The 24,943-nt window shown below is 61.2% G+C and carries 23 protein-coding genes and 1 pseudogene; 16 read left to right on the top strand and 8 right to left on the bottom strand.

The annotated features are described in order from the left end of the window. The first annotated feature begins 509 nt into the window (after nucleotides 1–509). Entirely contained in the window at nucleotides 510–1,436 is a 927-nt protein-coding gene (locus tag THL1_RS08790) for a universal stress protein (RefSeq protein ID WP_069082913.1), read from the top strand. Between the two features lie 145 nt (nucleotides 1,437–1,581). Here THL1_RS08790 and THL1_RS08795 read toward each other — a convergent pair whose 3' ends face one another. Both THL1_RS08795 and THL1_RS08800 read right to left on the bottom strand, forming a co-directional pair. Next, nucleotides 1,582–1,833 carry a hypothetical protein gene (locus tag THL1_RS08795; RefSeq protein WP_335721580.1) on the bottom strand — a complete coding sequence of 84 codons (252 nt, stop codon included), beginning with the start codon at nucleotides 1,831–1,833 and terminating at the stop codon, nucleotides 1,582–1,584. Further along, nucleotides 1,811–2,515, bottom strand: a complete 705-nt coding sequence (locus tag THL1_RS08800) for a YebC/PmpR family DNA-binding transcriptional regulator (RefSeq protein ID WP_069082914.1) — start codon at nucleotides 2,513–2,515, stop codon at nucleotides 1,811–1,813. Before THL1_RS08800 ends, THL1_RS08795 begins: the two co-directional genes overlap by 23 nt. Nucleotides 2,516–2,710: 195 nt before the next feature. Between THL1_RS08800 and THL1_RS08805 the strand changes: the two genes are divergently transcribed. Together THL1_RS08805 and THL1_RS08810 are read left to right on the top strand one after the other, a co-directional pair. Beyond that, nucleotides 2,711–4,459, top strand: a complete 1,749-nt coding sequence (locus THL1_RS08805) for a sensor domain-containing diguanylate cyclase (RefSeq protein ID WP_069082915.1) — start codon at nucleotides 2,711–2,713, stop codon at nucleotides 4,457–4,459. Nucleotides 4,460–4,559: 100 nt separating this feature from the next. Further along, the gene (locus THL1_RS08810; RefSeq protein ID WP_069082916.1) at nucleotides 4,560–5,411 is read left to right on the top strand and encodes a CAP domain-containing protein; all 852 of its coding nucleotides are present in this window, start codon (nucleotides 4,560–4,562) and stop codon (nucleotides 5,409–5,411) included. Between the two features lie 173 nt (nucleotides 5,412–5,584). On the opposite strand, the gene THL1_RS08815 is transcribed toward THL1_RS08810, so the two are convergent. Next, nucleotides 5,585–6,367, bottom strand: coding sequence for an NAD(P)H-dependent oxidoreductase (locus THL1_RS08815; RefSeq protein ID WP_069082917.1), 783 nt, complete (start codon nucleotides 6,365–6,367; stop codon nucleotides 5,585–5,587). 86 nt (nucleotides 6,368–6,453) lie between these two features. On the opposite strand from THL1_RS08815, the gene THL1_RS08820 reads away from it, so the two are divergent. Then, a complete protein-coding gene (locus THL1_RS08820) occupies nucleotides 6,454–7,347 on the top strand; it encodes a LysR family transcriptional regulator (RefSeq protein WP_069082918.1) in 894 nt (297 codons plus the stop codon). Nucleotides 7,348–7,474: 127 nt separating this feature from the next. Here THL1_RS08820 and THL1_RS08825 read toward each other — a convergent pair whose 3' ends face one another. The 4 genes from THL1_RS08825 to THL1_RS08840 all read right to left on the bottom strand — a co-directional run bounded on the left by THL1_RS08825 (nucleotide 7,475) and on the right by THL1_RS08840 (nucleotide 11,773). Next, on the bottom strand, nucleotides 7,475–8,311 hold the full coding sequence (locus THL1_RS08825) for a bifunctional allantoicase/(S)-ureidoglycine aminohydrolase (RefSeq protein WP_069082919.1): 837 nt from the start codon (nucleotides 8,309–8,311) through the stop codon (nucleotides 7,475–7,477). A gap of 185 nt (nucleotides 8,312–8,496) precedes the next feature. Continuing rightward, nucleotides 8,497–9,381: a LysR family transcriptional regulator gene (locus THL1_RS08830; protein WP_069082920.1), complete on the bottom strand. Its 885-nt coding sequence runs from the start codon at nucleotides 9,379–9,381 to the stop codon at nucleotides 8,497–8,499. An 81-nt stretch (nucleotides 9,382–9,462) separates the two neighbouring features. Then, the gene (locus THL1_RS08835) at nucleotides 9,463–9,696 is read right to left on the bottom strand and encodes a hypothetical protein (RefSeq protein ID WP_069082921.1); all 234 of its coding nucleotides are present in this window, start codon (nucleotides 9,694–9,696) and stop codon (nucleotides 9,463–9,465) included. 310 nt (nucleotides 9,697–10,006) lie between these two features. Then, the gene (locus tag THL1_RS08840) at nucleotides 10,007–11,773 is read right to left on the bottom strand and encodes a SulP family inorganic anion transporter (protein WP_083245850.1); all 1,767 of its coding nucleotides are present in this window, start codon (nucleotides 11,771–11,773) and stop codon (nucleotides 10,007–10,009) included. A gap of 242 nt (nucleotides 11,774–12,015) precedes the next feature. On the opposite strand from THL1_RS08840, the gene THL1_RS08845 reads away from it, so the two are divergent. Continuing rightward, complete coding sequence (locus THL1_RS08845) at nucleotides 12,016–12,681, top strand: twin-arginine translocation pathway signal protein (RefSeq protein ID WP_237234780.1); 666 nt, start codon at nucleotides 12,016–12,018, stop codon at nucleotides 12,679–12,681. Between the two features lie 132 nt (nucleotides 12,682–12,813). Here THL1_RS08845 and THL1_RS08850 read toward each other — a convergent pair whose 3' ends face one another. Further along, nucleotides 12,814–13,323, bottom strand: coding sequence for a BRO-N domain-containing protein (locus THL1_RS08850; protein ID WP_237234781.1), 510 nt, complete (start codon nucleotides 13,321–13,323; stop codon nucleotides 12,814–12,816). Between the two features lie 856 nt (nucleotides 13,324–14,179). Here THL1_RS08850 and THL1_RS28830 point away from each other — a divergent pair. The 11 genes and pseudogenes from THL1_RS28830 to tnpC (THL1_RS08885) form a co-directional block, all read left to right on the top strand. Beyond that, entirely contained in the window at nucleotides 14,180–14,902 is a 723-nt protein-coding gene (locus tag THL1_RS28830) for a LuxR family transcriptional regulator (RefSeq protein WP_083245851.1), read from the top strand. Between the two features lie 169 nt (nucleotides 14,903–15,071). After that, nucleotides 15,072–15,233, top strand: a complete 162-nt coding sequence (locus THL1_RS30080; protein WP_161490962.1) for a hypothetical protein — start codon at nucleotides 15,072–15,074, stop codon at nucleotides 15,231–15,233. Between the two features lie 52 nt (nucleotides 15,234–15,285). Continuing rightward, nucleotides 15,286–16,455: a YcaO-like family protein gene (locus THL1_RS28835; RefSeq protein ID WP_161490963.1), complete on the top strand. Its 1,170-nt coding sequence runs from the start codon at nucleotides 15,286–15,288 to the stop codon at nucleotides 16,453–16,455. A 15-nt stretch (nucleotides 16,456–16,470) separates the two neighbouring features. Next, a complete protein-coding gene (locus THL1_RS08855) occupies nucleotides 16,471–18,228 on the top strand; it encodes an ABC transporter ATP-binding protein (RefSeq protein WP_069082924.1) in 1,758 nt (585 codons plus the stop codon). Nucleotides 18,229–18,405: 177 nt separating this feature from the next. Continuing rightward, nucleotides 18,406–18,762 carry an IS66 family insertion sequence element accessory protein TnpB gene (gene tnpB, locus THL1_RS08860; RefSeq protein ID WP_003449170.1) on the top strand — a complete coding sequence of 119 codons (357 nt, stop codon included), beginning with the start codon at nucleotides 18,406–18,408 and terminating at the stop codon, nucleotides 18,760–18,762. Nucleotides 18,763–18,781: 19 nt separating this feature from the next. Then, complete coding sequence (locus THL1_RS28840; RefSeq protein ID WP_083245853.1) at nucleotides 18,782–18,976, top strand: hypothetical protein; 195 nt, start codon at nucleotides 18,782–18,784, stop codon at nucleotides 18,974–18,976. 105 nt (nucleotides 18,977–19,081) lie between these two features. Further along, complete coding sequence (gene istA / locus THL1_RS08865; protein WP_069082058.1) at nucleotides 19,082–20,596, top strand: IS21 family transposase; 1,515 nt, start codon at nucleotides 19,082–19,084, stop codon at nucleotides 20,594–20,596. Nucleotides 20,597–20,613: 17 nt separating this feature from the next. Next, on the top strand, nucleotides 20,614–21,369 hold the full coding sequence (gene istB / locus THL1_RS08870; RefSeq protein ID WP_069082059.1) for an IS21-like element helper ATPase IstB: 756 nt from the start codon (nucleotides 20,614–20,616) through the stop codon (nucleotides 21,367–21,369). An 83-nt stretch (nucleotides 21,370–21,452) separates the two neighbouring features. Beyond that, complete coding sequence (tnpB, locus tag THL1_RS08875; protein WP_003449170.1) at nucleotides 21,453–21,809, top strand: IS66 family insertion sequence element accessory protein TnpB; 357 nt, start codon at nucleotides 21,453–21,455, stop codon at nucleotides 21,807–21,809. Nucleotides 21,810–21,828: 19 nt separating this feature from the next. Beyond that, nucleotides 21,829–23,328 (top strand): IS66 family transposase, encoded by a 1,500-nt coding sequence (gene tnpC / locus THL1_RS08880; RefSeq protein ID WP_083245827.1) that lies wholly within the window; start codon nucleotides 21,829–21,831, stop codon nucleotides 23,326–23,328. 184 nt (nucleotides 23,329–23,512) lie between these two features. Then, a pseudogene (tnpC, locus tag THL1_RS08885) lies at nucleotides 23,513–24,925 on the top strand (IS66 family transposase); the annotation flags it as partial. Between the last annotated feature and the right edge of the window lie 18 nt (nucleotides 24,926–24,943).

The following is a 24,943-nucleotide window of genomic DNA, read 5'->3' on the forward strand; positions in this document are numbered from 1 at the left end:
CTGGCCAACTACCATAATTCGTCTCTGAGCGAGCAGGGCCAACCCACTCGTGCCCCCATACCGAACGTTTCCCGCAAAGCACCTCGTGGATATTTGATGATCGGGGCGCTTGGTGTGCCTCTCGGCCTCTGACCAGCACAAGGCGGGAGTATTGGCGGGGAGGCGGTCGTCCGTGCCGGGCCAGAGACACAGGACCTGGTGCTGCTTTCTCGATGTGAATGCAGTGGAACAGCAGCGCTTGCGCTGTGGAAGCGGCTTTCTCGTTTGCATGAACGATCAGCAGCAGTTCCGTGGTCATCGAGGCCGATTCGATCTGGTTAGCCGCCAGCAAAGCGGATCGGCAAGTCCTGATTTCGGCTGTCGCGTGCAGGGTGTCGGTGGGTGAGCTTCCTCCTGACGGATAGAGTGGCGAGGGTGGGTAACCGCGCTCCCGATCCGCTCGCAGGGGCATCTGCGACGCATGTCGTGCCTCATCCACCCGAGAATCCAATGCGCGCGGGAAGATCGTCATGCATACCATCCGTAACACGCTGGTAGTGATGGATCCGCAGCAGTCCGAAGAGCAGATCCTGAACCGAGCCAGAATGATTGCCAGCTCTACTCGATCACATCTGCACCTGCTGGTTTGCGACAAGCGTCCCGACCTTTCCCCTCACCTCGAGGAGGTGCGGGGCGCGTTGGAAAAGGAGGGGTTCAGCGTCAGTGCCCAACGGGCCTGGCACCACAGCCTGCACCAGACCGTGATCGCCGCGCAGCAGGCGGAAGGCTGCGGCCTGGTGATCAAGCAGCACCGCCCTGACAACCCCCTGACGAAGTCGATACTCACCCCAGAGGACTGGAAGCTGCTGCGATATTGCCCCAGCCCGGTGCTGATCGTGAAAACCACCGCACCCTGGGCCAGCGGCACCATTCTCGCCGCCGTCGATGTCGGCAACAGTGATATCGAGCACCGCGTCCTGCACGCCGGTATCGTCAGCCACGGCCACGACGTCGCCAAGCTGTCCGGCGGCACCCTGCACATGATGAGCGCCCATCCTTACCCGATGCTCTCGGCGCCCGACCCGGTGTTCCAGCGCAAGGAGAGCATTGAGGATTTCTACCGCGAACAGTGCCGGACACTGCAGAAGGAGTTCGGCATCGATGACGAGCGCCTGCATATCGAGGAAGGCGCGGCCGATATCCTGATCCCGCAGGTGGCCCGCAAGCTCAAAGCCGCGCTCACGGTGATCGGCAATGTGGCGCGCACCGGGTTGGCCGGGGCCATGATCGGCAATACCGCCGAGATGGTTCTCGACAGCCTGGAGAGTGATGTCCTGGTGCTCAAGCCGGATGACATCATCACCCATCTGGAGGAGCTGGCAGCCCCGGCACAAGGCCCCCAGGAACAAGCCACGCTATCGTCCTGGCCCTACAACCACCATAACCATCGGCAGTAGCCAGCTCCGGGTGGCCCATGCCCAATCGCAGGTTTTCGTAGGGTGAAAATCGCTTTTCAGTTCCACCGTCGCGCCATGCCGCATTCCGATGGTGGATCGATGACGCGTGATCCGCCCTGCAAGGGCTCCGGAGGGATCTCGCGCCTCAATGCACTTCTTTCGATGCCTGGCCGAACTGGAGGTCTGCCGTATTCAGGCGTTCAAGCTCGCGGCGCACCATGTTGGCGAAGGCCGATGGCTTGAGGTGGTACAGCTCGGTGGCTACCCAGGCCAGCCAGCGCGGGCCCATGGCGTCGCGCTGCGCCAGCAGGCGTAGCGCTTCGTCACGAGCCTGTCCGGCATGTTCCTGATGGAACTGCCGGCGACTCACCGGATCAGTTGGCTTGCAGGCCGACATAGACGTTCTGCACGTCGTCATGGCTGTCCAGGGCTTCGAGGAAGGCTTCGACTTCCTCCAGCTCGGCGCCAGACAGGCCGACCGGGTTCTTCGCCTTGTAGCCCAGGTTGGCGGACTGCACGGTGAAGCCGAATTCCGGTAGCGCCTTGCACACGGCGTCCAGGTCGGTGGGGTCGGTGTAGAACAGGGTGGCGCCTTCATCGGCCGCTTCGAAGTCCTGGGCGCCCGCCTCAATGGCGGCGAGTTCGGCGTCGGCATCGGCGCTGGCCGGTTCGGCCTCGATCATGCCCAGGTGGTCGAAGTCCCAGGACACCGAGCCGGAGGTGCCCAGTTGGCCCTTGCGGAACAGCACGCGCACTTCTGCGACGGTGCGGTTCAGGTTGTCGGTCAGGCACTCGACGATCACCGGTACGCGATGCGGCGCGAAGCCTTCATACAGGGTGCGTTCGTAGTTGACCACTTCACCCGTCAGGCCTGCGCCTTTCTTGATGGCGCGCTCCAAGGTGTCCTTCGGCATGGAGGCCTTCTTGGCCTGGTGCACGGCAAGACGCAGCTTGGGGTTCATGTCCGGATCGGCGCCGTTACGCGCGGCGATCATGATCTCTTTCACCAGTTTGCCGAAGATCTTCCCTCGGGCGTTGGCGGCGGCTTCTTTAGGTTTGGCTTTCCACTGGGCGCCCATGGCGGCTCTCTCGCTGGTTCATAAGGGAAATGGCGCGGGATTTTACTTGGGCGGTGAGGCGGCTGCCAGCCAGCTCGTCAGTTCCGTAAAGGGCCTGTGGGGCATCTGGCGTCGAATGGCCATTATGGATAGATTGCTGATTTCCAGCCTGATCAACGCCTAGCGGCGCCCACGGCCCCTGCGAGCGGAGAGCGAATGCAGTTGCCCAGTAGTTCCAGTGCGCCCCGTGGCGCGAGCGAAGAGCGATTCGACAACCTGATCCGCTTGCTCAGGCGCCGGTTTGGTGTCATGGCCACCTTGCTGACCACGGGCGCCGGGGACATCCAGCAGGTCCGCAGCTACGACGGGCCGGCATGCGCCCCGGCGTTGCCAGATGGCCTGGTTCTGTTCCCGCCGGGCATTCGTGGGGCTGATCCGCTGGTCATGCCCGATATCCTTCAGCAACCGCACTGGTACCCGGATGGGCTGGCGCAAGCGTTGCCCGGCCTGCGCTTTCTAGCCGCCTGTCCCCTGTTGGTGCCCGATGGCGGCCCGACGGGCCTGCTCTGGCTCCTGCACGATCAGCCCCGCGATCTGGACGTTGAAGGGCAGCAAGTGTTACGCGATTTCGCCGCGCTGGCTGCCGGGATGCTGGCCGACCGGTTGAAGCTGAAGCATGTCCAGGAGCGCGAGGAGCGTATGGCCCTGGCCATCTCTGGCAGCGGCACCGGTATCTGGGACCGCAATGCCGTGACCGGTGAAATCCATTACTCCAGCGATTGGAAGGCGCTGCTCGGGTACGCCGACAACGAGGTGGGCAACCGTATAGAGGAAAGCTACACCCGCATCCATCCCGAAGACCTGGCCTATGTGCAGGCCACCATCCAGGCCCACTTCGACGGCCGCACCGAAGCCTACGAGGTGGAGCACCGCTTGCGTTGCCGGGACGGCCGCTACAAGTGGGTGTGCAGCCGCGGCAAGGTGGTGGAGCGGGACGAATCGGGCAGGCCCCTGCGCATGGTAGGCACCACCACCGACGTGACCGCCATGCGCAACCTTGCCGAGAAGGCACAGCAGGCGGCGGCGCTGATGGCCGACCTGACCAACGAAATCCCCGGCATGGTCTTCCAGTACCGGCGCCAGCTGGACGGCCGCTCGTTCTTTACCTATGTCAGCAACGGTGCCCGCGAGATCTATGGGGTGACGCCGGAGCAGTTGACGCAGGACGCCGACACGCTACTTGGCATCATTCACCCGGATGACCTGCTGGTTTACTTCGATTCCCTGGAGCGCTCCGCTCGCGACCTCAAGCCCTGGCACCTGGAGTACCGTGTGCAGTTGCCCGGGCGCGGCCTTTCCTGGCGCCAGGGGGACGCGCGCCCCCGGCCGCTGGCGGACGGCAGCGTGCTCTGGCACGGCTTCATCACCGATGTCACCGAGCGCAAGCTGATCGAGGCCGAGCTACAAGTCTTCGCCACCACCGATTCCCTCACCCAGCTTTCCAATCGCCGGCACTTCATGACGCAGCTGGATGCCGAGCTGGCGCGTGTGCAGCGAACCGAGGGTTACGGCGCGGCTATCCTGATGTTCGACCTGGACCACTTCAAGGCCATCAACGACCGCTGGGGCCACTCGGTGGGAGACCAGGCGCTGCGGCATTTCTCGTCGATCCTCCGTGCCCAGCTGCGCCGCACTGATGCTGCCGGGCGCATGGGCGGGGAAGAGTTCGCCGTGGTGCTGAGCAATGCGTCCATCGAGGAAGCCCGGTTGTTCGCCGAGCGGGTCCAGGGCGAGCTGGCCAGTTCTCCCGTGGTACATGGCGACGAGCGCCTGGTGCTGGCCGTCAGCGTCGGCGTCGCCACGTTGCTCCCCGCCGACAGCAGCGGCGAAGTCGCCCTGTCGCGCTGCGACATGGCGCTGTATCGGGCCAAGCGGGGTGGGCGCAACCGGGTCGAGTGCCACTGAGCCCGTCGTCGCCCGGCCCGGTCGCTAAATGCCACGGAGAGTGCACAGGAAGGGGCGGAATCGCGCATCATTGGGCGCAGCCAGCTTGAAGGAGGTTTCCATGGCGGTCATGTCATCCGTTCTGCGCCTTGCCGCACTGCCGCTGGGGCTGGTGCTTGCCGGCACTACCGTGGCGAGTGAGGAGACGCAGCTGGTCGAGTCGATCAACGTCTATCGCGGTCAGGTGCAGCCTTGTGCCGGCCAGGCTTCGATGGAACTGCCGCCGCTCAAGCCCGATCCGCGCCTGATCCTGCCGGCCGGTGGCATCGGCGACCTGCAAGCGGCGCTGACCCGCACGGCCTATCCGCTGGTCAATGTGCAGGCCATCAACCTCTCCGGCCCGCGTGATGCCCAGTCGGCCATGAAAGCCCTGCAGGAAAGCTTCTGCCAGGTGGTGCTGGACCCGCAGTTCGTGGATGTTGGCGTGAGCCGCGCGGGCGAGGATTGGCGCATCGTCCTGGCGCGGCCGCTGTTGGCCGGTGGCCTGGGGGACTGGCAGGCGGAAGGGCAGAAGGTGCTGGAACGCATCAACGCCGCCCGTGGCCAGGCCCGCCAATGCGGCGCCCAGTCCTTTGCCGCCGCCGCGCCGCTGACCTGGAACGCGACCCTGGCCGGGGCAGCCCAGGAACACACCCGCGCCATGGCCAACCAGAACTTCTTCGACCACAAGGACCGCGACGGCCGTACCCCCGGCGACCGGGCGGAACTGGCCGGTTATTCCGCCCAGCTGATTGGCGAGAACATCGCCGCCGGCCTGGATACCTCCAGCAAGGTGGTGGACGGTTGGCTGGCCAGCCCGGGCCACTGCGCCAACCTGATGAACCCGCAGTTCCGCGAGCTGGGCGCGGCCTACGCGGTGGACCCGAAGAGCGACGCAGGCATCTACTGGACGGCGATGTTCGGGGCGCAGTAAGCGCCCCTTCTTCAATGCGGTAGGGTGCGCCGCGCGCACCAGCGGCTGAGCGTCGCGCCGGACCGATCCCATAGTCGGTGCGCACAGCACACCCTACAGTCAGGTGCCAGCGTCATATCGAGAAGTCCAGGTACTCCGAACGTGGATACTCACTGGGGACCCGCGCTGCGCCTTCAGTCCTGGCTGAGATGGGCTGCGAAACCGCTCAGGCTCGGGGCGAGGTCGGATCGAAGGGTGAGGGCGGGGATTTCGTATTCGCCCGCGTTCTGCTTGCGGTAGGGGATGGGGGGCGTCTGCCAGAGCGTGTCCAGGCGCTGCCCCAATTCTTCGCGAACGGCAGCGAAGCGGGGTTCGTCCATGCGGCTGGTGCGGTAGACCAGGAAGGGCGGCAGCACATCAAAGCCGGGGTAGTGCAGGATGCCGTGCTGGATGGGGAATAGCAGCTCATCGATAGGGCCGTTGATGCCTCGTGGGCTGTAGTGGGAGTCCCAGCCGCCGGTGGTGACGATCAGCATGGCGCGCTTGCCGGCCAGGTTGCCCTCACCGTAGCGAGAGCCCCAGCGGTTGTCGGAGTGCTCGCCCACGCCGTAGGCGAAACCATAGGCGTAGACGCGCTCGACCCAGCCCTTGAGGATCGCCGGCATGGTGAACCACCACATCGGGAACTGCAGGATCAGCGCATCGGCCCAGCACAGCTTGTCCTGCTCGCGGGAGATGTCGTCGCTCTGCCGGCCATTGGCGAACGCCTGCTTGGAGTCTCCGGACGGGGAAAATGGCATACCAGGCTGGTAGTCGAGGTGGTCATCGGCGTCCAGCGTGGCCTTCCAGCCCATCGCATAGAGGTCGCTGACCTGTACCTGGTGGCCGGCAGCTTCGAGACGTTGCACGGCGAAATCCTTGAGGGCGCCGTTGAGAGAGCGGGGTTCGGGGTGGGCAAAGACGATCAGGACGTTCATGGGGACAACCTCCAGTGCGAGATGGGCGCAGGATGGTACTCCGCCAGGTATATTGGAAATGAATATCCAGTATTCCAGGTATTGCAATGAATAATTTAAGGCGGCTGGACCTCAACCTGTTGGTAACCCTGGACGTGCTGCTGGCCGAGCACAACGTGACCCGCGCGGCGGAGCGGCTGAACTTCTCCCAGCCTACGGTGAGCGTGCATCTGGCCAAGCTGCGAGAGGTTTTCGACGATCCGCTGCTGCTGCCGGGACCGCGCGGCATGCGCCCGACCACGCGCGCCGAGGAGCTGCGCGAGCCCTTGCGCCAGGCGCTGGAGACCCTGGAGCAGGCGGTGGCGCCGGCCAGTGCCTTTGATCCCGTCCAGGCGCAAAAGACCTGGCGCGTGGCCGCCACCGACTATGGCGAGTCGTCCATTGTGCTGCCGGCCCTGGCCGGACTGCGGGCTCGGGCCCCAGGCACCCGGCTGGCCGTGGTGGAGATGGCACCCGCACGCATCGCCCGACAGGCAGAGCAGGGGGAAATTGACCTGGCCTTCCACACCGTCGAAGGCTCACCGCACAACCTGCGGCGCCGCACTCTGTTCGCCGAACGCTATGTGCTGGCGGGCCGTGTCGGTCATCCGGGGTTGACGCGACGGCCGACCTTGAAACAGTTCTGCGCGTTGGAGCAGGTGATCGTCTCGCCCGATGGTGGCGGTTTCCACGGCATTACCGACGAGACTCTGGCGGAGCGGGGGCTGGAGCGGCGGGTTGTGCTGTCGGTGCCGCATTTCCTCTTCCTGCGCTCGGTGCTGGAAAGCACCGACCTGGTGGCCATGCTGCCCGAGCGCCTGGTACGGGGCAGCACTTCCCTGACCGTGGTGGAGGCGCCGCTGGAGATACCGGGCTACGAGATGGCCATGTTGTGGCACGAACGCTCCCACCGCGACCCGGCGCACCAGTGGCTGCGGGAGCAGATCGTCCAGGCGGTGTGAAACTTGTAGGAGCGAGCTTGCTCGCGAACCTTCTGAGCCGACCTTTCGCGAGCAAGCTCGCTCCGACACAAAGTCCGCATTGAAGGCGGAAACGACGACGGGAGCCCTTGGGCTCCCGTCGAGGTGATCAGTGCGGCTGGTTCAGGGTCAGTCGCATGTGGCGGTTCACATCCTTGTACAGCAGGTAGCGGAAGCGACCCGGGCCACCGGAGTAGCAGGCCTGCGGGCAGAAGGCGCGCAGCCACATGAAGTCGCCGGCTTCCACCTCGACCCAGTCCTGGTTCAGGCGATACACCGCCTTGCCTTCCAGCACGTACAGGCCGTGTTCCATCACGTGGGTTTCGGCGAAGGGGATCACGCCGCCCGGCTCGAAGTTGACGATGTTGACGTGCATGTCATGACGCATGTCGGCCATGTCGACGAAGCGGGTGGTGCTCCAGCGGCCTTCGGTATCCGGCATCACCTTCGGCTCGATGTCCTGCTCGTTGGTGACGAAGGCTTCCGGCAGCGGTACGCCGTCGACTTTCTGGTAGTGCTTGCGAATCCAGTGGAAGCGGGTGTGCTGGCCGGAGGTATTGCGCACCTTGTAGTCGGCACCCGGCGGAATGAAGGCGTAGCCTCCCGGCTGCATGGTGTGGACCTGGCCTTGCAGGGTAAGGGTCAGCTCACCTTCCACGATGAACAGTACCGCTTCGGCGTTGACGTCCTGCTCGGGCTTGTCGCTGCCGCCATTGGGGGCGAGCTCGACGATGTACTGGGAGAAGGTCTCGGCGAAACCGGACAGCGGGCGGGCGATGACCCACATGCGCATGTTGTCCCAGAAGGGCAGGTGGCTGGTGACGATGTCACGCATCACGCCCTTGGGGATCACGGCATAGGCTTCGGTGAACATCGCGCGGTCGGTGAGCAGCTCGGTCTGTGCCGGGTGCCCGCCGTGCGGCGCGTAATAGCTAGATTTGGCCATGGGGTAGTTCCTCATTGTTGTCTTGCTGCCTGGCGCGCGGCGCCAGGGCGAACAATTCGTGCAGATCGGTGCGCCACCGGGGCGCTGGCCGTCGCTGGGAACCACGATATCCAGCGACGGTTTCATGCACAAATTAAATGTTGGAATCCGCCGTATTCAGTTTTCAAATGCGAGATTTGCACCGCTCAGCCTCGTGTGTCCTGGGCCAGCACCCGCGAAAGCACACGAGCGAGCTCCTTAACCATCGGGTCTGCCGCCGGGCGATGGAGCAGGGCCACTTCGAACACATCCACCGGCGGCAGCCCCGTGTCCTTCGGCACCACGGCATGGCCCGCCATCACCGCTCGCAATGGCAGCAGACCAATGCCCATGCCGTCTGCAATGGCGGACTGGATGCCGCTCAGACTCGAACTGGTAAAGCTGATGTGCCAGCGCCGTCCTACGGATTCCAGCGCGGCGATCATCTCGTCGCGGTACACCCCGCGCGGCGGGAAGGTGACGATGGGCAGCGGGTCGAGGTCGATGCAGGGGTTGTTGGCGCTGTCGACCCAGCGCGTCTTCTCCGGCCAGCAGGCCACCGCTTCGCGGCTGTTCTGGCGTTGCTTGAGCAGCACCAGGTCAAGTTCGCCGCGATCGTAGCTGGCGGAAAGGTCGCGGCTGAGCCCGCTGGTGACTTCCAGCTTCACCTGTGGATAACGCCGGTTGAAGGCCGCCAGCTGCTCGGTGGTGCGTCCGCTGGCGAAATCGTCCGGCACGCCGATGCGTACCGTCAGCGCGACCGTGGCGCCAGAGAGCGCCTCGACCATCTCGTCGTTCAGGGCCAGCAGGCGCCGCGCATAGCCCAGCAGCGTCTCGCCGGCATCGGTGGGCAGCACGTCGCGGTTGCCGCGCTCCAGCAGACGATGCCCGGCCATTTCCTCCAGGCGGCGGATCTTCTGGCTGATGGTGGATTGGGTCGAATGCAGGCGCGTTGCGGCCGTGGTGAAGCTGCCGCAGTCAGCCACGGTGACGATGGCTCTCAGCAGGTCGAGGTCGAACAGGCGGGTATTCGATTTGTCACTTTCGCTCATGGCGGTATCGATTTTCTGAATGTCGATTCCGCTTTTAACAGCTCGCCTGCGCCCCGGCAATGCACCCCGCGTCCGCTGCGATCAGAGATCGGCGTTCTGACTCCAGGGATCGCTGCTTTTCCCGCGCCTGTCGACTTGGCGGCGGTCCTGCTCGAAGCGGATTGACTGACGACGATCAGCGCCCTTGCGCCGATCACCACCTCCACGGGTATCGATCTTGAACACCGCCTTGCCACGGGAAGACGGCGCCGCTGCAGTTGGCGCAATGGGTTCAAGGCTGAGTGCGTCGAGGTTCAGCTTGTCGTTGGTGTTCATCGCTCGCTCCGGTGGATCGACAACAACCAGAGGGTAGATTGGGGACTGTCCCCACACTTGGGGGATGGCATGAGCGGGCGATTGCGTTGACCGATGGGTAACTGTGTCGCAGTCCGCTGGATATCGAAGGCGGTGATCGTATCTGACAGGTTCGCGATCCATGGGGAAACTGTATTGGGCTCAGGCAGCGTGGCAAATCTCGTCCCGCGTGAGCTTCCGTAGGATGGGTGGAGCTTGCGATACCCATCAGCCTGATCACGATTGGCATCACTGTGCTCGTTTTGCCACACGAACTGGTCGACCTACGGGGCTAGGCCGTCCAGTCGATATTGTGCCCCTCGAGGTACGCATCCACCGCCGAGCCTACCGTCGGATGGAATACGTCACTGCCTATCTGCTCCAGCACGCCCAGGCGCAGCATCTTGTCCTTGACCGGGTCCTTCATCTCGGCGAAGCGCAGTTCGATCCCCTCCTTGCGCAACCAGCGCTCCAGCTCCACCAGCATGTCCGCCGAGGTGACGTCGACGCTGGTGACCGGCTCGGCGGCCACCACCACCCGGCGGACAGGCGTGGGGGACTGGGCGATGGCCTCCTGAATGCAGTTCTGGAATTGCTCGGCATTGGCGAAGAACAGCGGCGCGTCCCAGCGGAACAGCACCAGGCCGGGGGGCCGTCGGGCTTGCGGGTAGCGCGAGATGTCATGGTAGCCACGTAGGCCGTCGACGCGGCCGAGGACCGCGTGATGCGGGCGCCAGCCATCCCAGAGGAACTCGATCACCGCGATCACCACGGCCAGGCCGATGCCGGGCACGGCGCCAAGTACGACGACACCGATCAGGCAGACGATGGACAGCCAGAACTCCCAGCGCTGGATGCAGTAGAGGCGCCGCAGGTCCCTGAACTCGAATAGCCCGATGGCAGAGGCGATGACCACCGCGGCGAGTGCGCTTTCGGGCAGGTGTCTGAGCAGGTTGGGGCCGAGCAGCAACAGCAGGGCCACGCCCAGGGCACCGAATACACCCGTCAGTTGGGTCTTGGCGCCGGCTGCCTCGGCCACCGGTGTACGCGACGAACTGCTGCTGATCGGAATCCCCTGGAACAGGCTGGTGGCGAAGTTGGCCACGCCCAGGCCGATCATCTCCTGGTTCGGGTTCACCCGCGTATTGGTCTTGGCCGCATAGGTGCGGGAGAGCACGCTGGTATCGGCGAAGGCCACCAGTGCCACGGTGAAGCCGCCGATCAGCACGGCGGTCAGGTCCTCCATGTCGATCAGGGGCAGGGCGAAGCTTGGCAGTCCTTGGGGAAGTTCGCCCACCACCTTCACCGCGTGGTTGGCTTCCAGACCCAACGCTCCCACCACCAGGGTGGCTGCTACCACCGCAATGAGAATGCCCGGCACGCGCTCGAAACGCTTGAGCAGGAGGATGATCGCCAGGCTCCCGAGGCCCATGGCAGTGGCGTATCCGTTGGCCTCGCCGTCGAACACGGCCTCGAACAGACCCAGGGTATCGCGCAGCGGCCCGGCACTCTCGATGGAAACGCCAAAGAGCTTTGGCGTCTGGCTTATCAGCACCGTCAGCGCAATGCCGTTCATGTATCCGTAGCGAATCGGCTTGGATAGCAACTCGGTGACGAACCCCAGCCGCAACAGGCCGGCGGCGATGCAGATCAGTCCGGATACCAGCGCCATGGCACTGGCCAGGACGATGGCGCGTTGCGGGTCGCCGGCGGACAGCGGCAACACCACCGAAAGAATGATGGCGACCAAGGCCGAGTCCGGCCCGAGCACCATGAAACGGCTGGGGCCGAACAGCGCGTAGGCGAGCAGTGGAACGATGGTGGCATACAGGCCGTAGATGCCCGGAACCCCCGACGCCTCGGCATAGGCGATGCCCACCGGCACCAGCATGGCCGTGAGTACTAGGCCGGCGAGCAGGTCCCTTGGCAGCCAGCCGGGCTGGTAACCGCGTAGGACCTGCAGGCCAGGCACCCAGCGCCGCCAGCCGGAGGGCGCTGGGACAGGGGCGCCCGGCGGCCGTTCTGGCTTGGTGGGTTCGCGGGATGGGGCTTGGTCCATGGAGCGTTCCTGCCTCGTGTTGGCCTGATACCGGAAAGCAGCGTGTCATGAGAGGAAAGGTAGACCCACGGAGAGTGGGGGCGGTCTTTTTCCGCAGGGAAGTACGCCACCGACCAACCGCCTGACGGTGGCCGGACCAGTGCCTAGACTCATCAGGCATATGTCTCGTTGTCGTCCCTGACGGTGGGAAGTCTGACGCACCGCCAATGCTACGACTGGGTCCTTACTGGGAGGAGGCGGACGTGGGCAAGTATCGAATGAAGGGCGCATACATTTCACGGCGGTATTTCCTGGGCGGCAGCGCAGTCCTCCTGGGAGGCGGCCTGCTGGCCGGGCCGACCTTCGCCGCGCAGGGTTGCCTGCTCACTCAGGGCGATATCCTCGGCCCCTACTACCGATTCGGCGCGCCTTTCCAGTCGAAGCTGGCCGGGCCCGACGAGCCGGGCGAGCGCCTGGTCGTGACCGGCACCGTATTCAGTTCGGACTGCCGCACTCCGGTCCCGGGCGCTCTGGTCGAAATCTGGCAGGCCAACAGTGCCGGCCTCTACGACACGGAAAAGCCCGGCAACTTCACCGACAAGGGCGACTTCCACCTGCGCGGAATGCTCTACACCGACGCGCAGGGCAAGTACCGCATCGAGACCGTCATGCCGGGCCGCTACCCCGTGCCGCCGAACCTGCCCGGGCTGGAAAAGTACGCCGGTCTGATGCGTCCGGCGCATATCCACTTCCGCGTGATGGAGTCGCTGCATGTGCCCGTTACCCTGCAGCTCTACTTCAAGGGCGACCCTTTCATCGTCGGCGATCCCTGGGCCCATGACCGATCCACCAACACCATCGAGCTGGAGCAGGACGGCGAGTTGCGGCGGGGTGTATTCGATATCGTGTTGGCGCGGGGCTTTGCGTGAACTGAACCGGCCAGCTGTACTCCGGGGAGTTCGTTGTGATGGGTTTCGTTCCTCTACCCATCCTACGACCCTGATCAGGTTCTGGACGTAGGTTGGTGTAGAGCGAAGCGAAACCCAACAAGCAGAGGCAGGTCAGCCAATCACAAGGGGAGGGCGCTGGAGCAGGTCCGGACAATCGCCCAGATGCAGCCATGCCTTGCCCTGCCAGTGCAACACCTCCAACTGCCGTTGCTGCCACTGAATCACTTCGCGATAGGGGCGCTGGGCGTCGAAGCGCACCTCTTCCCGCAGGCGAGGAATCACCTCGCGGGTGAGCCATTGGCGGATGCAGCGGTTTTCCGGGTGGTAGTAGAGGATCAGCACGGCGTAGACGCCGGACTCGCTGATCAGCAGTTCCTGCTCGAAATCGCCATGGCCGTTGCGCATCCAGGCACGCTGAAACTGGTCCTTATCCAGATTGCGGCCCACGCGTTCGGGCAGGAGCGGGTGGTTGATCAGCCGCGCCAGATCGCCGGCGGCAAACCAGGGTTCTTCATCCAGCAGCACGGCGCGCAGTTGGCGTTTGTGGCGGACGAAGGTGGCGGGCATCAGGACTTCGGCGTCCGGGGGAGGGGCGGGGTGAAACTGGGGGAACTCGGGCATATCCATTACCTCTACGTGATTTGGACAGCTTTCTTAGGGCTGTTGGCGTCGGGAGTTAAGAAACCCCACGTAGAAGGCCGGGCGTATTCCCCTTTCGGGTCTTGTATTAGCCCACTCCCGACAGAGCAGAGGTTTTGAGCGTGCGCGAGTATGCCGCAGGCACAAAAAAGCCGCTGAGCTTTCGGGAGCGGTCTGGCCGCTACGTGGGTAAGCGTTTCTTAGGCGCCGGGGACAGAGCCTATGGATGGAGCGGGGGAGGGGCAATGCCGTTGGATTGTGGGAAAAGTCTGTTTAGCGAGGGCCGGCGGGTTCAGGGCTGTCGGAGCAACTGCGGTTTCCTGGCCAGCAGGTAAACACTTAGTCCCCCCGTGAAGAACAACAACAGGCAGATGCCGTAGAACCAGAGCGCACTACCCAGACATCGATGTGGAAGGGGGACGTTGTTTGACCGTCCTCACCACGGTTCGCAGCAGGTTAATTTCGCGTACCAGCAGGTTGTCGCGGCGGTTACGCAGGTCGACAGTGAAGAAATAGCGTCATCCACCCTGCAGAGCTTGAACGTTGGGAGTTTCCTAGCTACCTCGCTCACAGGCGCCTCATTGGAGAAAACAGAAATACTCATTTGGTTTAGTCCCTAAACTCCTCTTCCTATGTTTTTTGTATGAATTCTGCTGCGGCCCTGTAGGGCGTAGGCGGCTTGGATTTTATTTGTAGGAAAATAAACTGGCACGTGGTGTTTATTTCTTCGTCTGTTTGCTCGTTTTCTAATGTTCTGGCTAGTTGTTTATAGCTTGTTTCCTAGGGTGGTTGTCATTATACGATTTTTGCTTGTTATTCCTGGGAAGGATGTAAAGCAATGGATGAGCATGAGTTTTCTAGGTGGCGCTTTTGTTTGGAAAGAGATATCTCTTTGGTTTGTAGTGAAGAAGAAATGTGCTTTTGCTTGAGAGGCGCTTTTCTTGACTTTGGATTTGACAGGTTTTCTTGTGTTATCTCCCATGTTGTGCCGTTTGTAGATAGGTGTATTTTGGATTTCGGGGATTTTCCTCAGGGTTGGGCTGATATTTTCCTGAAAGGGAACTTGGTGCTGCATGACCCCGTTGTGGGGCTATGTGCCAGGAATAGTGGTGTGGTTGCGTGGAGAGGGAAGGATATTTGTTCTAGTAAGTCTGTGTTGGAAGTGCTCGCCCGCAGTGGCATAAGTTCTGGATTGTCTTGCTTGGTTTTTCCTATGAAGTCGGTGGGTGGGATTCTTACTTTGGCAAGATCTGGTTGTGATATTTCTGAAGTTGAATGCTCTATTTTAAAGCAGCGATTGAGGCAAATAGCGCTGCTGGTAGTTGATAGAATGATGCCATTAGGGGTGTTTGACTCATTTGGTGAGTTTTGTTTGCTTAGCTATCGAGAGATTCAGATCCTTCGTTGCGTTGCGGATGGAGGAACATCAAAGATAATTGCGCGTGCTCTATCAATATCTAGTGATACTGTGAACTTTCATCTGAAGAATATTTTTCAAAAACTCGGTGTGTGTAACAAGGCGCAAGCTGCTGCTTACGCGGCGATCCATGGTCTAATTTAGCGGGCTGTAAGATTAATTGTTTTTTGGTAGAGGAGTTTTCTGGCGGGGAGTTGACTACCAGTTTTGGTGGTTATCAAGGTGCTTGGATTTCTATTTACTGTTGCTGCCGTCGGATGATGAATGTCCTTCGGAGATAAAATTTCAGTTACTGAACGATAGGAGGTTAGACATGGGACGTAAACGCTCGGAACGTACAGGTGGTATCTGGCATATGCACCCTCAGCAGGGTGAGCTGGTTCAGGCAGAAACTGAGTTCTTCAAAGAAGAGCTTATGAGCTCTAAGCCTCATGAGGCAGCTAAGAACCAAGGCCAGACCGGCTCGTTCGAGTAAGCAAGAAAAGGAGCGCGAAGAATTCCTTCGCGCTCCTTCATGTGAGGTGGGTATGGAAATTCAGAATTATGAAAGGACTCAGCTTGATGTTTCTAGAAAGGAGTTGCTCAAACAGGCTATTGATGGTCTTGGTCTCAGGTGTGTAGTTGATAAGGTGGATGCATATGTTGCTATTTCAGCTCTTTATGATCCGGCAGGAAATCTGGTATCGGAAGGCGCTGGAAAAGGTTTTGGTTGCGATATAGGGGCAACGGCTGAAGCAATTGAACACTACTGCTTGCAAATGGAGGGAAGAAGTGAGACTTGTCTTTACCCAAATGAATTCATTTCTTTGCAAGAGTCTGTTCTTAAGGACGGGGTTATTCGTAATATTTCGAACTTTGATGGTCTCTTGGAATGTGTGGAGTTCAAGGCGGTTTACGGGGATGGAAAGGTAATCATTCCAAAAATCCTTGTTTCTCCCGAGGACGATATCCAGACGTCACCTGATTGCTTGTTTTTGGAGCGCTACTCGACAAATTCGGGTTCTGCATTTGGATGCACGTTTGAAGAAGCGATTTTGCATGGGGTAAATGAAGTACTTGAACGTCATGTTTTGTCATTGGTGATGCTTGATATCGTTGATGAGTCTTCACTTGTTAAGGTTAATAAACTCTCGTCTGAGTTCCTGGATAGTGTTTTCCTTCCCTTCGATCTGGCGTTGAGTGGGGAAGCTAGAGTCTATTATGTGTCTGATGTTTTTGGGGGCTTCTTTTGCTTGGCGGTTAGGGACTGTCAAGAAGAAGATTTTTTATTACCACAGATAGGTTCGGGGTGCTCGCAGTCATTTACATTGGCTCTGACCAGAGCTGTATTCGAACTGAGGCAGGCTGAGGCGCTTTATGGATATGAGGAACGTCTTGTAGATGAGCAGGCTGCTAGGATTATGTCGAAATCTAAACGACTAGAGGGGCTGCGATCTCTCTATCCGCGGTGTACTTGTAGTTCGGATGAGATGCCCTCGTTGATCGACGTTAACAGCCAGCAACCAGTTCGCCAACTAGAAGAAATTATTCGGAGGCTAAATGCGAATGGCTATGAGGTGTACTACAGGGTCGTGCGGAAAATAAATTCCTCTTCAATTGTGACGCAAGTCTATATTCCGGGGATGGAAAGATTGAATTTGATTAGAAGCGGGAAATGGGTAGCCCCACAAAAGGCGCTTCTGAAACCATTTTTCTGAGTTTGGAGCAATAGGATGCTGTCGCTAGACTCACGAATTACCTACGCGATTCTTTCACGGCCTTGGCAAATAGTCCAAGTGATGATTTTCGTCTCGCTCAGTAAATTGACTTTGATAGCCGCGCCGCTGTTGCTTGGGCATATAGTCGATGGTTTGACGTCAGGGAAGGGAATTGCCTCGCAAGAAATTTCTTTGCTCCTGCTGGCATTCTGCATTGCAGGCGTTATTCAGGTCATCATAAATCCCATCCAGTCGCTTTATCTCTCAAGGCTCGTGCAAGAGTGTGTTTGCGAAAGCTCTTTGCAGTGGGCGCGCTGCGTGATGGGCAAGGAGTTCGAAGTCTTTTCCTCAATGCGGATTGGAGGGCTGATCAGTACTGTTGACCGAGGCGTGAATGCCTACGAGCGACTGCTGAACTTCATGCTCTTGTCCGGTGTTCCGCTCGTGGTGGAGACGCTGATCGTCGGAGGTGTCCTGCTGCTTTATGGTGGCTGGGAAGTGTTTCTGACGGTGCTGCTGACGGCGGTTGGATACCTTTACCTCAATCACAGAATCATTCGCTGGCGCCGCAGCCATATCGATGCACTGAACGACCAGGAAGATGAGGTGGCTTCGAGCTTTGCTCAGACTTTCGGGTCGGCGAAGGCTATCAAGTGCGAGGGCACCCCTGAGCCAGCACTGACGTCATTGGATGACGCTTATCGTGGCTACGCGGCTGCGGCAATCCGGATCGGTTATTCAGCCTCGATATTGGGTTCCGCCAAGGCGCTTTTTATCTGCCTGTCGACGGCGGGAATCCTGCTGTTCGGCTTCATGGACCAACTATCGACCCAACCCTTCATGACGGTTGGGGAAATGGTTGCGATGTTTACCATTGCCACCGCCTTCTTCAACAGTGTCGCTTCAGTAGCTGAAGCTCACCGGTTCACCGATCAGTTCGCTTCCGATCAGGGGCGGTTTCAGCAATTACTGGATTTGCCGGATTTCGAACCTGCCGATCTGAATGTCGCAGACACGCCAGCGATCCCGGACAGGCTGACGCTCGGCCCGGTCCGAATCCAGCGGCCGGAGGCTGATCTGCTGGAACTGTCCACCCCCCTGTCGTTGAAGAAAGGGGAGAGCGTGGCCATTATCGGAAGCAGCGGAGCAGGCAAGACGACTCTGCTCGAAGCGTTGGCTGGCATCCTCGTCGAGTCACGGAACAAGCTGCAGCTTGGAGATGCTTCGTTGTGCGACGTGGGTGGAGCGGAGCAGTTCGCTCGCCTTCGCTATTGCCCGCAATCGCCTAGCCTGCTGAGCGGGCTTATTGCGGATGCGGTTCTCTTCGGCCAGCCACATGATCGCCAGACGCTATCCGAGTATCTGCATGCGCTGGGTTTGCGGAAGCTCGCTGGGGAGCTGGACAGTTTCGAGGTCGAGAACCAGGGAGTGAATCTCTCCGGCGGCGAAGTGAAGCGCTTGTCGTTGTTGCGAGTGCTGATGAGGCCAGGCGTGTTCAACCTGTTCGACGAGCCGACAGCTTCACTCGATTCCTCTACAGCAGAGCAGGTATGGGATCTTCTGTTCCGACACTTCGCAGGGCAGTCCCTGGTTTGCGTCACCCATGACCTGAAGGGCCTGGATCGCTTTGATCGAGTACTGGTGGTGGATGGCGGGCGGGTGATTGCGACGGGTCATTGGCAGGAGTTGTCGAAGGATGAGCGGATCGTGGCCATTCTCCGGTACATGGGGAAATCCATTGATTCTGATAGCGAGCAAGTAGTGCTTTATTAGTGCGTCTGGTGGATGACGCTCTTTTCATCCACCAGACAGAGCTAATCTCGTGCTCACTCGCCCCAACTTCCAGCATCGTCCTCCGATGCATTTCCGTAAGCGCTCCACAAACCCCACCTTCAACTGAACGATCCGCTTGCGGATGCTGGGCTCCCGTTTTCCCAGTGGAGCCCCGTCATGATGCGTCCGGACGCCAAGGTCAAAGCCGTCTACCTCTATCCGAAACCCGTCGACTTCCGGAAATCCATCGATGGTCTGGCGGCCTTGGTGGAGCTGGATATCAAGGTGGCCGTGTTCGACCCGGTGTTGTTCGTCTTCCTCAACAAAACACGCAACCGGGTGAAGATCCTCTATTGGGAACGCAATGGCTTTTGCCTGTGGCTCAAGCGCCTGCAGGCCGAGCGTTTCAAGACCAAGCCTGATGCTGAAGAGCCCATCGTGTTGACGGTGCGGGAACTCAATCAGTTGCTGGCCGGTTTCGACCTCTGGGGGAACCAGCCACACAAGGTGCTGACCCCGCGTTTTGTGAGCTGAGTCGGTATAATCCGGCGCCATGAAATCTGGCGCAGACTCCCTTCCCGACGATCCCGTCCTGCTCAAGGCCTTGGTTCTGCAATTGCAGGAACAGGTTGCTCTGCTGCGCCACAAACTGCGGATTCCGCATCCATCCGGCCACCTATTCCATGAACATCCGGCCACTGATTTCACGCTGATCCGGCCACCCATTCCACGCGCATCCGGCCACTGATTCCACAGCCATCCGGCCACCCGTCAGGCAGGCAGCCACGCAGGATTTCTTCACTACCATCGGCCTCTTTTTCGGAGCAGAGAGGTCGCCGTGGAGCGTTTATCCATGCGTAAGATTCGCGAAGTACTACGTCTCAAGTTTGAGGTTGGTCTATCTGCCCGCCAGATCGCGGTCAGCCTGCAAGTTGGTCGCGCCACCATCGGTGACTACCTCAATCGCTTTGCTGCCTGTGGGCTGACCTGGCCCTCTGCCCTGACCGACGCCGAGCTGGAGCGGCAGCTTTTCCCGCCGTCGCCCTCCGTTCCCAGTGAACAGCGCCCGATCCCTGACTGGGCTTGGATACATGCCGAGCTGCGTCGTCCCGGGGTCACCCTGGCGCTGCTCTGGCAGGAGTATCGACTGAGCCAGCCACAGGGGTTCCAGTACAGCTGGTTCTGCGATCACTACCGCGCCTGGCAGGGCAAGGTGGATGTGGTAATGCGCCAAGAGCACCGGGTCGGCGAGAAATTGTTTGTCGACTATGCCGGCCAGACAGTGCCGATCATTGACCGGCGTACCGGCGAGATCCGTCAGGCGCAGATCTTTGTCGCGGTGCTCGGCGCCTCCAGCTACACCTTTGCGGAGGCCACCTGGTCACAGCAGTTGTCGGACTGGCTGGGTTCTCATGCTCGCTGCTTTGCCTTTCTCGGCGGGGTGCCGGCGATCGTGGTGCCGGACAACCTACGCAGTGCAGTGAGCAAGACGCACCGCTATGAGCCGGACATCAACCCCAGCTATCGCGATCTGGCCGAGCATTATGCGGTGGCTATCGTGCCAGCCAGAGCCCGAAAGCCGCGTGACAAGGCCAAGGTTGAGGTCGGTGTGCAGGTGGTGGAGCGCTGGATTCTGGCGGCACTGCGCCACCGGCAATTCTTTTCGCGGGAAGAGCTCAACACCGCCATCGGTGCGCTACTGGTTCGCCTGAATCAGCGCCCGTTCAAGAAGCTGCCGGGTTCCCGGCAGTCAGCCTTCGAAACGCTGGATCAACCGGCACTGCGCGCTCTTCCGGAGCAGCCCTATGTCTACGCCGAATGGAAGAAAGTCCGGGTGCATATCGACTACCACGTCGAGGTCGATGGGCATTACTACTCGGTGCCCTACCAACTGGTGAAGCAACAACTGGAGGTGCGCCTGACGGCGCGCACGGTGGAGTGCTTCCACGGCAATCAGCGGGTGGCCAGCCATGTCCGCGCCCAGCTTAAGGGGCGGCATAGCACCCAGGTCGGGCACATGCCCAAGAGTCATCGCGAACATGCCGAGTGGACGCCCCAGCGCCTGGTGCGCTGGGCGGAGCAGACCGGCCCCCATACGGCTGGCGTGATCCAGCACATCCTCGAACGGCGCAGCCATCCGAGCCACGGCTATCGGGCCTGCCTGGGCATCCTGCGCCTCGGCAAAGCCCATGGCGAAGATCGTCTGGAGGCGGCCTGCCAGCGCGCATTGAGCTTGGGGGCCTGTAGCTACAAGAGCCTCGAATCCATCCTGCGCCAAGGCCTTGAGCGTCTGCCGCTGCCTCAACAGCACCTGCCGCTGCTGCCGGATAACCACGAAAACCTGCGTGGCCCGCGCTACTACCACTGACCTGAAGGAACGCCCCCATGTTGCATCACCCGACTCTGGACAAGCTCCAGAACCTGCGCCTGCACGGCATGCTCAAAGCGCTGAGCGAGCAGCTGACAACCCCGGATATCAGCAGCCTGAGCTTCGAGGAACGCCTCGGTCTGCTCATCGACCGTGAACTGACCGAGCGCGAGGACAAGCGCTTGAGCAGCCGGCTGCGCCAGGCCCGACTCCGGCATAACGCCTGTATCGAAGACCTCGACTACCGCAGTCCGCGCGGCCTGGACAAGGGGCTGATCCTCCAGCTGAGCAGCGGCCAGTGGCTGCGTGAAGGGCTCAACCTGATCATCGGCGGCCCCACCGGCGTGGGCAAAACCTGGCTCGCCTGTGCCCTGGCCCACAAGGCCTGCCGGGATGGTTTCAGCGTGCGCTACCTGCGCCTGCCACGCCTGCTGGAGGACTTGGGCCTGGCTCACGGCGATGGTCGCTTCGCCAAGCTGATGAGCAGCTATGCCAAGACCGACCTGTTGATCCTCGATGACTGGGGACTGGCCCCGTTCACCGCCGAACAGCGCCGCGACATGCTGGAACTGCTGGATGACCGCTACGGCCAACGCTCGACCCTGGTGACCAGCCAGATGCCCGTGGAAAACTGGCACGAGCTGATCGGCGATCCAACCCTGGCCGATGCCATCCTCGACCGTTTGGTACACAACGCCTATCGCCTCCAGCTCAAGGGCGAATCGATGCGTAAAAGAACTCGGAAATTGACGGCACCCGGGCAATCAGATTAACGTAAGCGCTCCATGAACCCCACCTTCAACTGAACGATCCGCTTGCGGATGCTGGGCTCCCGTTTTCCCAGTGGAGCCCCGTCATGATGCGTCCGGACGCCAAGGTCAAAGCCGTCTACCTCTATCCGAAACCCGTCGACTTCCGGAAGTCCATTGATGGTCTGGCGGCCTTGGTGGAGCTGGATATCAAGGTGGCCGTGTTCGACCCGGTGTTGTTCGTCTTCCTCAACAAAACACGCAACCGGGTGAAGATCCTCTATTGGGAACGCAATGGCTTTTGCCTGTGGCTCAAGCGCCTGCAGGCCGAGCGTTTCAAGACCAAGCCTGATGCTGAAGAGCCCATCGTGTTGACGGTGCGGGAACTGAATCAGTTGCTGGCAGGATTCGACCTCTGGGGGAACCAGCCACACAAGGTGCTGACCCCGCGTTTTGTGAGCTGAGTCGGTATAATCCGGCGCCATGAAATCTGGCGCAGACTCCCTTCCCGACGATCCCGTCCTGCTCAAGGCCTTGGTTCTGCAATTGCAGGAACAGGTTGCTCTGCTGCGCCACAAACTGTTCTCGCCAAAGTCCGAGCGTAGCCCCGAGGATGCCGACTCCCCTCAGTTGGCCATGTTCAACGAGGCTGAGGAGTTGCTCGAAGAACCTGCTGGCGGATCGGGTGAAGCCGAAGAAGTCGTCGCCCCAGTGAAGCGACGTGGCAAGCGCAAGCCCCTCCCGGCTGACTTGCCGCGCGTTGAAATCATCCATGAACTGCCCGAGCACGAGTTGACCTGTGCCTGCGGCGCCTGCAAGCAGGTGATCGGCGAGGAGACCAGCGAGCAATTGGAGATCATCCCGATGCAGGTACGGGTGATCCGCCATATCCGCAAAACCTACGCCTGCAAAGCCTGCGAAAGCGCTCCGGTCACGGCCGACAAGCCGGCCCAACTGATCGAGAAAAGTGTGGCCAGCCCTAGCGTGCTGGCCATGCTGCTGACCACCAAGTACGCCGATGGCATCCCGCTGTATCGCTTCGAGAGGATGCTCAGCCGCCACGGCCTCGACATCCCCCGCCAGACCCTGGCGCGCTGGGTGATCCAGTCTGGCGAGCAGTTGCAGCCCCTGCTCAACCTCATGCGCGACCAGTTGCTGGGCTACCCGGTGTTGCACTGCGACGAAACCCGGCTGCAGGTACTGCACGAACCCGGGCGCGATCCCACCGCGCAGTCCTGGATGTGGGTACAGAGCGGCGGCCCGCCGGAGAAACCCGTCGTCCTCTTCGACTACAGCACCAGCCGCGCGCAGGAGGTGCCGTTGCGCCTGCTCGCCGGCTATCGCGGCTACCTGATGACCGACGACTATGCCGGCTACAACGCCGTGGCCGCGCAAGACGGCATCGAGCGCCTGGCCTGCTGGGCTCACGCTCGACGCAAATTCATCGAGGCACAGACGGTGCAGCCCAAGGGCAAGATCGGGCGCGCCGACATGGCCTTGAACCTGATCAACCAGCTGTACGGCATCGAGCGCGATCACAAGGACAGCGGCAACCTGGAACGTCACGCCGCACGACAGCAGCGCAGCCGGCCCCTCCTGGAACAGCTCAAGGCCTGGCTGGACAAGACCCAGCCACAGGTCGCCGCGCAGAATGCCCTGGGCAAGGCGGTGAACTACCTGGCCAGCAACTGGAGCCGGCTCGTGCGCTATGTCGAAGGCGGGCATCTGCCCATCGACAACAACCGTGCCGAGAACGCCATCCGTCCTTTCGTGATCGGCCGCAAGAACTGGCTGTTCAGCGACACGCCCAAGGGCGCCACGGCCAGCGCGCAGCTCTACAGCCTGATCGAAACGGCCAAAGCCAACGGGCAAGAACCCTATGCCTGGCTGCGCCACGTCCTGGAGCGCCTGCCAACGGCCAACAGTGTCGAAGACTACGAAGCCCTGCTGCCGTGGAACTGCCCGCCGACTAGCACATCCTGATCGCGATACCCCGTCAAAGGAAGACGGGGTTTATGGAGCGGTTACAGATTAACAATGCCAGCCCTGCGTCGCTGCGCTCCGACTGCCCGGCCGGATGGCCGTGGAACAGGTGGCCGGATGTGCGTGGAATACCCGGCCGGATCAGCGTGGATTGGGTGGCCGGATGGCGTGGAATCCGCACCACAAACTGTTCTCGCCAAAGTCCGAGCGCAGCCCCGAGGATGCCGACTCCCCTCAGTTGGCCATGCTCAACGAGGCTGAGGAGTTGCTCGAAGAACCTGCTGGCGGATCGGGTGAAGCCGAAGCCGAAGAAGTCGTCGCCCCAGTGAAACGACGTGGCAAGCGCAAGCCCCTCCCGGCTGACTTGCCGCGCGTTGAAATCATCCATGAACTGCCCGAGCACGAGTTGACCTGTGCCTGCGGCGCCTGCAAGCAGGTGATCGGCGAGGAGACCAGCGAGCAATTGGAGATCATCCCGATGCAGGTACGGGTGATCCGCCATATCCGCAAAACCTACGCCTGCAAAGCCTGCGAAAGCGCTCCGGTCACGGCCGACAAGCCGGCCCAACTGATCGAGAAAAGTGTGGCCAGCCCTAGCGTGCTGGCCATGCTGCTGACCACCAAGTACGCCGATGGCATCCCGCTGTATCGCTTCGAGAGGATGCTCAGCCGCCACGGCCTCGACATCCCCCGCCAGACCCTGGCGCGCTGGGTGATCCAGTCTGGCGAGCAGTTGCAGCCCCTGCTCAACCTCATGCGCGACCAGTTGCTGGGCTACCCGGTGTTGCACTGCGACGAAACCCGGCTGCAGGTACTGCACGAACCCGGGCGCGATCCCACCGCGCAGTCCTGGATGTGGGTACAGAGCGGCGGCCCGCCGGAGAAACCCGTCGTCCTCTTCGACTACAGCACCAGACGCGCGCAGGAGGTGCCGTTGCGCCTGCTCGCCGGCTATCGCGGCTACCTGATGACCGACGACTATGCCGGCTACAACGCCGTGGCCGCGCAAGACGGCATCGAGCGCCTGGCCTGCTGGGCTCACGCTCGACGCAAATTCATCGAGGCACAGAAGGTGCAGCCCAAGGGCAAGATCGGGCGCGCCGACATGGCCTTGAACCTGATCAACCAGCTGTACGGCATCGAGCGCGATCACAAGGACAGCGGCAACCTGGAACGTCACGCCGCACGACAGCAGCGCAGCCTGCCGATCCTGGAACAGCTCAAGGCCTGGCTGGACAAGACCCAGCCACAGGTCGCCGCGCAGAATGCCCTGGGCAAGGCGGTGAACTACCTGGCCAGCAACTGGAGCCGGCTCGTGCGCTATGTCGAAGGCGGGCATCTGCCCATCGACAACAACCGTGCCGAGAACGCCATCCGTCCTTTCGTGATCGGCCGCAAGAACTGGCTGTTCAGCGACACGCCCAAGGGCGCCAGAGCCAGCGCGCAGCTCTACAGCCTGATCGAAACGGCCAAAGCCAACGGGCAAGAACCCTATGCCTGGCTGCGCCACGTCCTGGAGCGCCTGCCAACGGCCAACAGTGTCGAAGACTACGAAGCCCTGCTGCCGTGGAACTGTCCACCGACTAGCACATCCTGATCACGGCAACTCGTCAAA

It is taken from the genome of Pseudomonas sp. TCU-HL1 (assembly GCF_001708505.1).
Lineage (GTDB): Bacteria > Pseudomonadota > Gammaproteobacteria > Pseudomonadales > Pseudomonadaceae > Metapseudomonas.

Bases quoted from the DNA above. Each gene is read 5' to 3' on its own strand.
- tnpB (WP_003449170.1), top strand. From the start codon at position 18,406: ATGATGCGTCCGGACGCCAAGGTCAAAGCCGTCTACCTCTATCCGAAA.
- THL1_RS08835 (WP_069082921.1), bottom strand. From the start codon at position 9,696: ATGAACACCAACGACAAGCTGAACCTCGACGCACTCAGCCTTGAACCC.
- THL1_RS28840 (WP_083245853.1), top strand. From the start codon at position 18,782: ATGAAATCTGGCGCAGACTCCCTTCCCGACGATCCCGTCCTGCTCAAG.
- tnpB (WP_003449170.1), top strand. From the start codon at position 21,453: ATGATGCGTCCGGACGCCAAGGTCAAAGCCGTCTACCTCTATCCGAAA.
- istA (WP_069082058.1), top strand. From the start codon at position 19,082: ATGCGTAAGATTCGCGAAGTACTACGTCTCAAGTTTGAGGTTGGTCTA.
- THL1_RS08800 (WP_069082914.1), bottom strand. From the start codon at position 2,515: ATGGGCGCCCAGTGGAAAGCCAAACCTAAAGAAGCCGCCGCCAACGCC.
- THL1_RS30080 (WP_161490962.1), top strand. From the start codon at position 15,072: ATGGGACGTAAACGCTCGGAACGTACAGGTGGTATCTGGCATATGCAC.
- THL1_RS08795 (WP_335721580.1), bottom strand. From the start codon at position 1,833: ATGTCGGCCTGCAAGCCAACTGATCCGGTGAGTCGCCGGCAGTTCCAT.
- THL1_RS08815 (WP_069082917.1), bottom strand. From the start codon at position 6,367: ATGAACGTCCTGATCGTCTTTGCCCACCCCGAACCCCGCTCTCTCAAC.
- THL1_RS28830 (WP_083245851.1), top strand. From the start codon at position 14,180: ATGGATGAGCATGAGTTTTCTAGGTGGCGCTTTTGTTTGGAAAGAGAT.
- THL1_RS08810 (WP_069082916.1), top strand. From the start codon at position 4,560: ATGGCGGTCATGTCATCCGTTCTGCGCCTTGCCGCACTGCCGCTGGGG.
- tnpC (WP_083245827.1), top strand. From the start codon at position 21,829: ATGAAATCTGGCGCAGACTCCCTTCCCGACGATCCCGTCCTGCTCAAG.
- THL1_RS08825 (WP_069082919.1), bottom strand. From the start codon at position 8,311: ATGGCCAAATCTAGCTATTACGCGCCGCACGGCGGGCACCCGGCACAG.
- istB (WP_069082059.1), top strand. From the start codon at position 20,614: ATGTTGCATCACCCGACTCTGGACAAGCTCCAGAACCTGCGCCTGCAC.
- THL1_RS08840 (WP_083245850.1), bottom strand. From the start codon at position 11,773: ATGGACCAAGCCCCATCCCGCGAACCCACCAAGCCAGAACGGCCGCCG.
- THL1_RS28835 (WP_161490963.1), top strand. From the start codon at position 15,286: ATGGAAATTCAGAATTATGAAAGGACTCAGCTTGATGTTTCTAGAAAG.
- THL1_RS08820 (WP_069082918.1), top strand. From the start codon at position 6,454: ATGAATAATTTAAGGCGGCTGGACCTCAACCTGTTGGTAACCCTGGAC.
- THL1_RS08830 (WP_069082920.1), bottom strand. From the start codon at position 9,381: ATGAGCGAAAGTGACAAATCGAATACCCGCCTGTTCGACCTCGACCTG.
- THL1_RS08805 (WP_069082915.1), top strand. From the start codon at position 2,711: ATGCAGTTGCCCAGTAGTTCCAGTGCGCCCCGTGGCGCGAGCGAAGAG.
- THL1_RS08850 (WP_237234781.1), bottom strand. From the start codon at position 13,323: ATGCCCGAGTTCCCCCAGTTTCACCCCGCCCCTCCCCCGGACGCCGAA.
- THL1_RS08855 (WP_069082924.1), top strand. From the start codon at position 16,471: ATGCTGTCGCTAGACTCACGAATTACCTACGCGATTCTTTCACGGCCT.
- THL1_RS08790 (WP_069082913.1), top strand. From the start codon at position 510: ATGCATACCATCCGTAACACGCTGGTAGTGATGGATCCGCAGCAGTCC.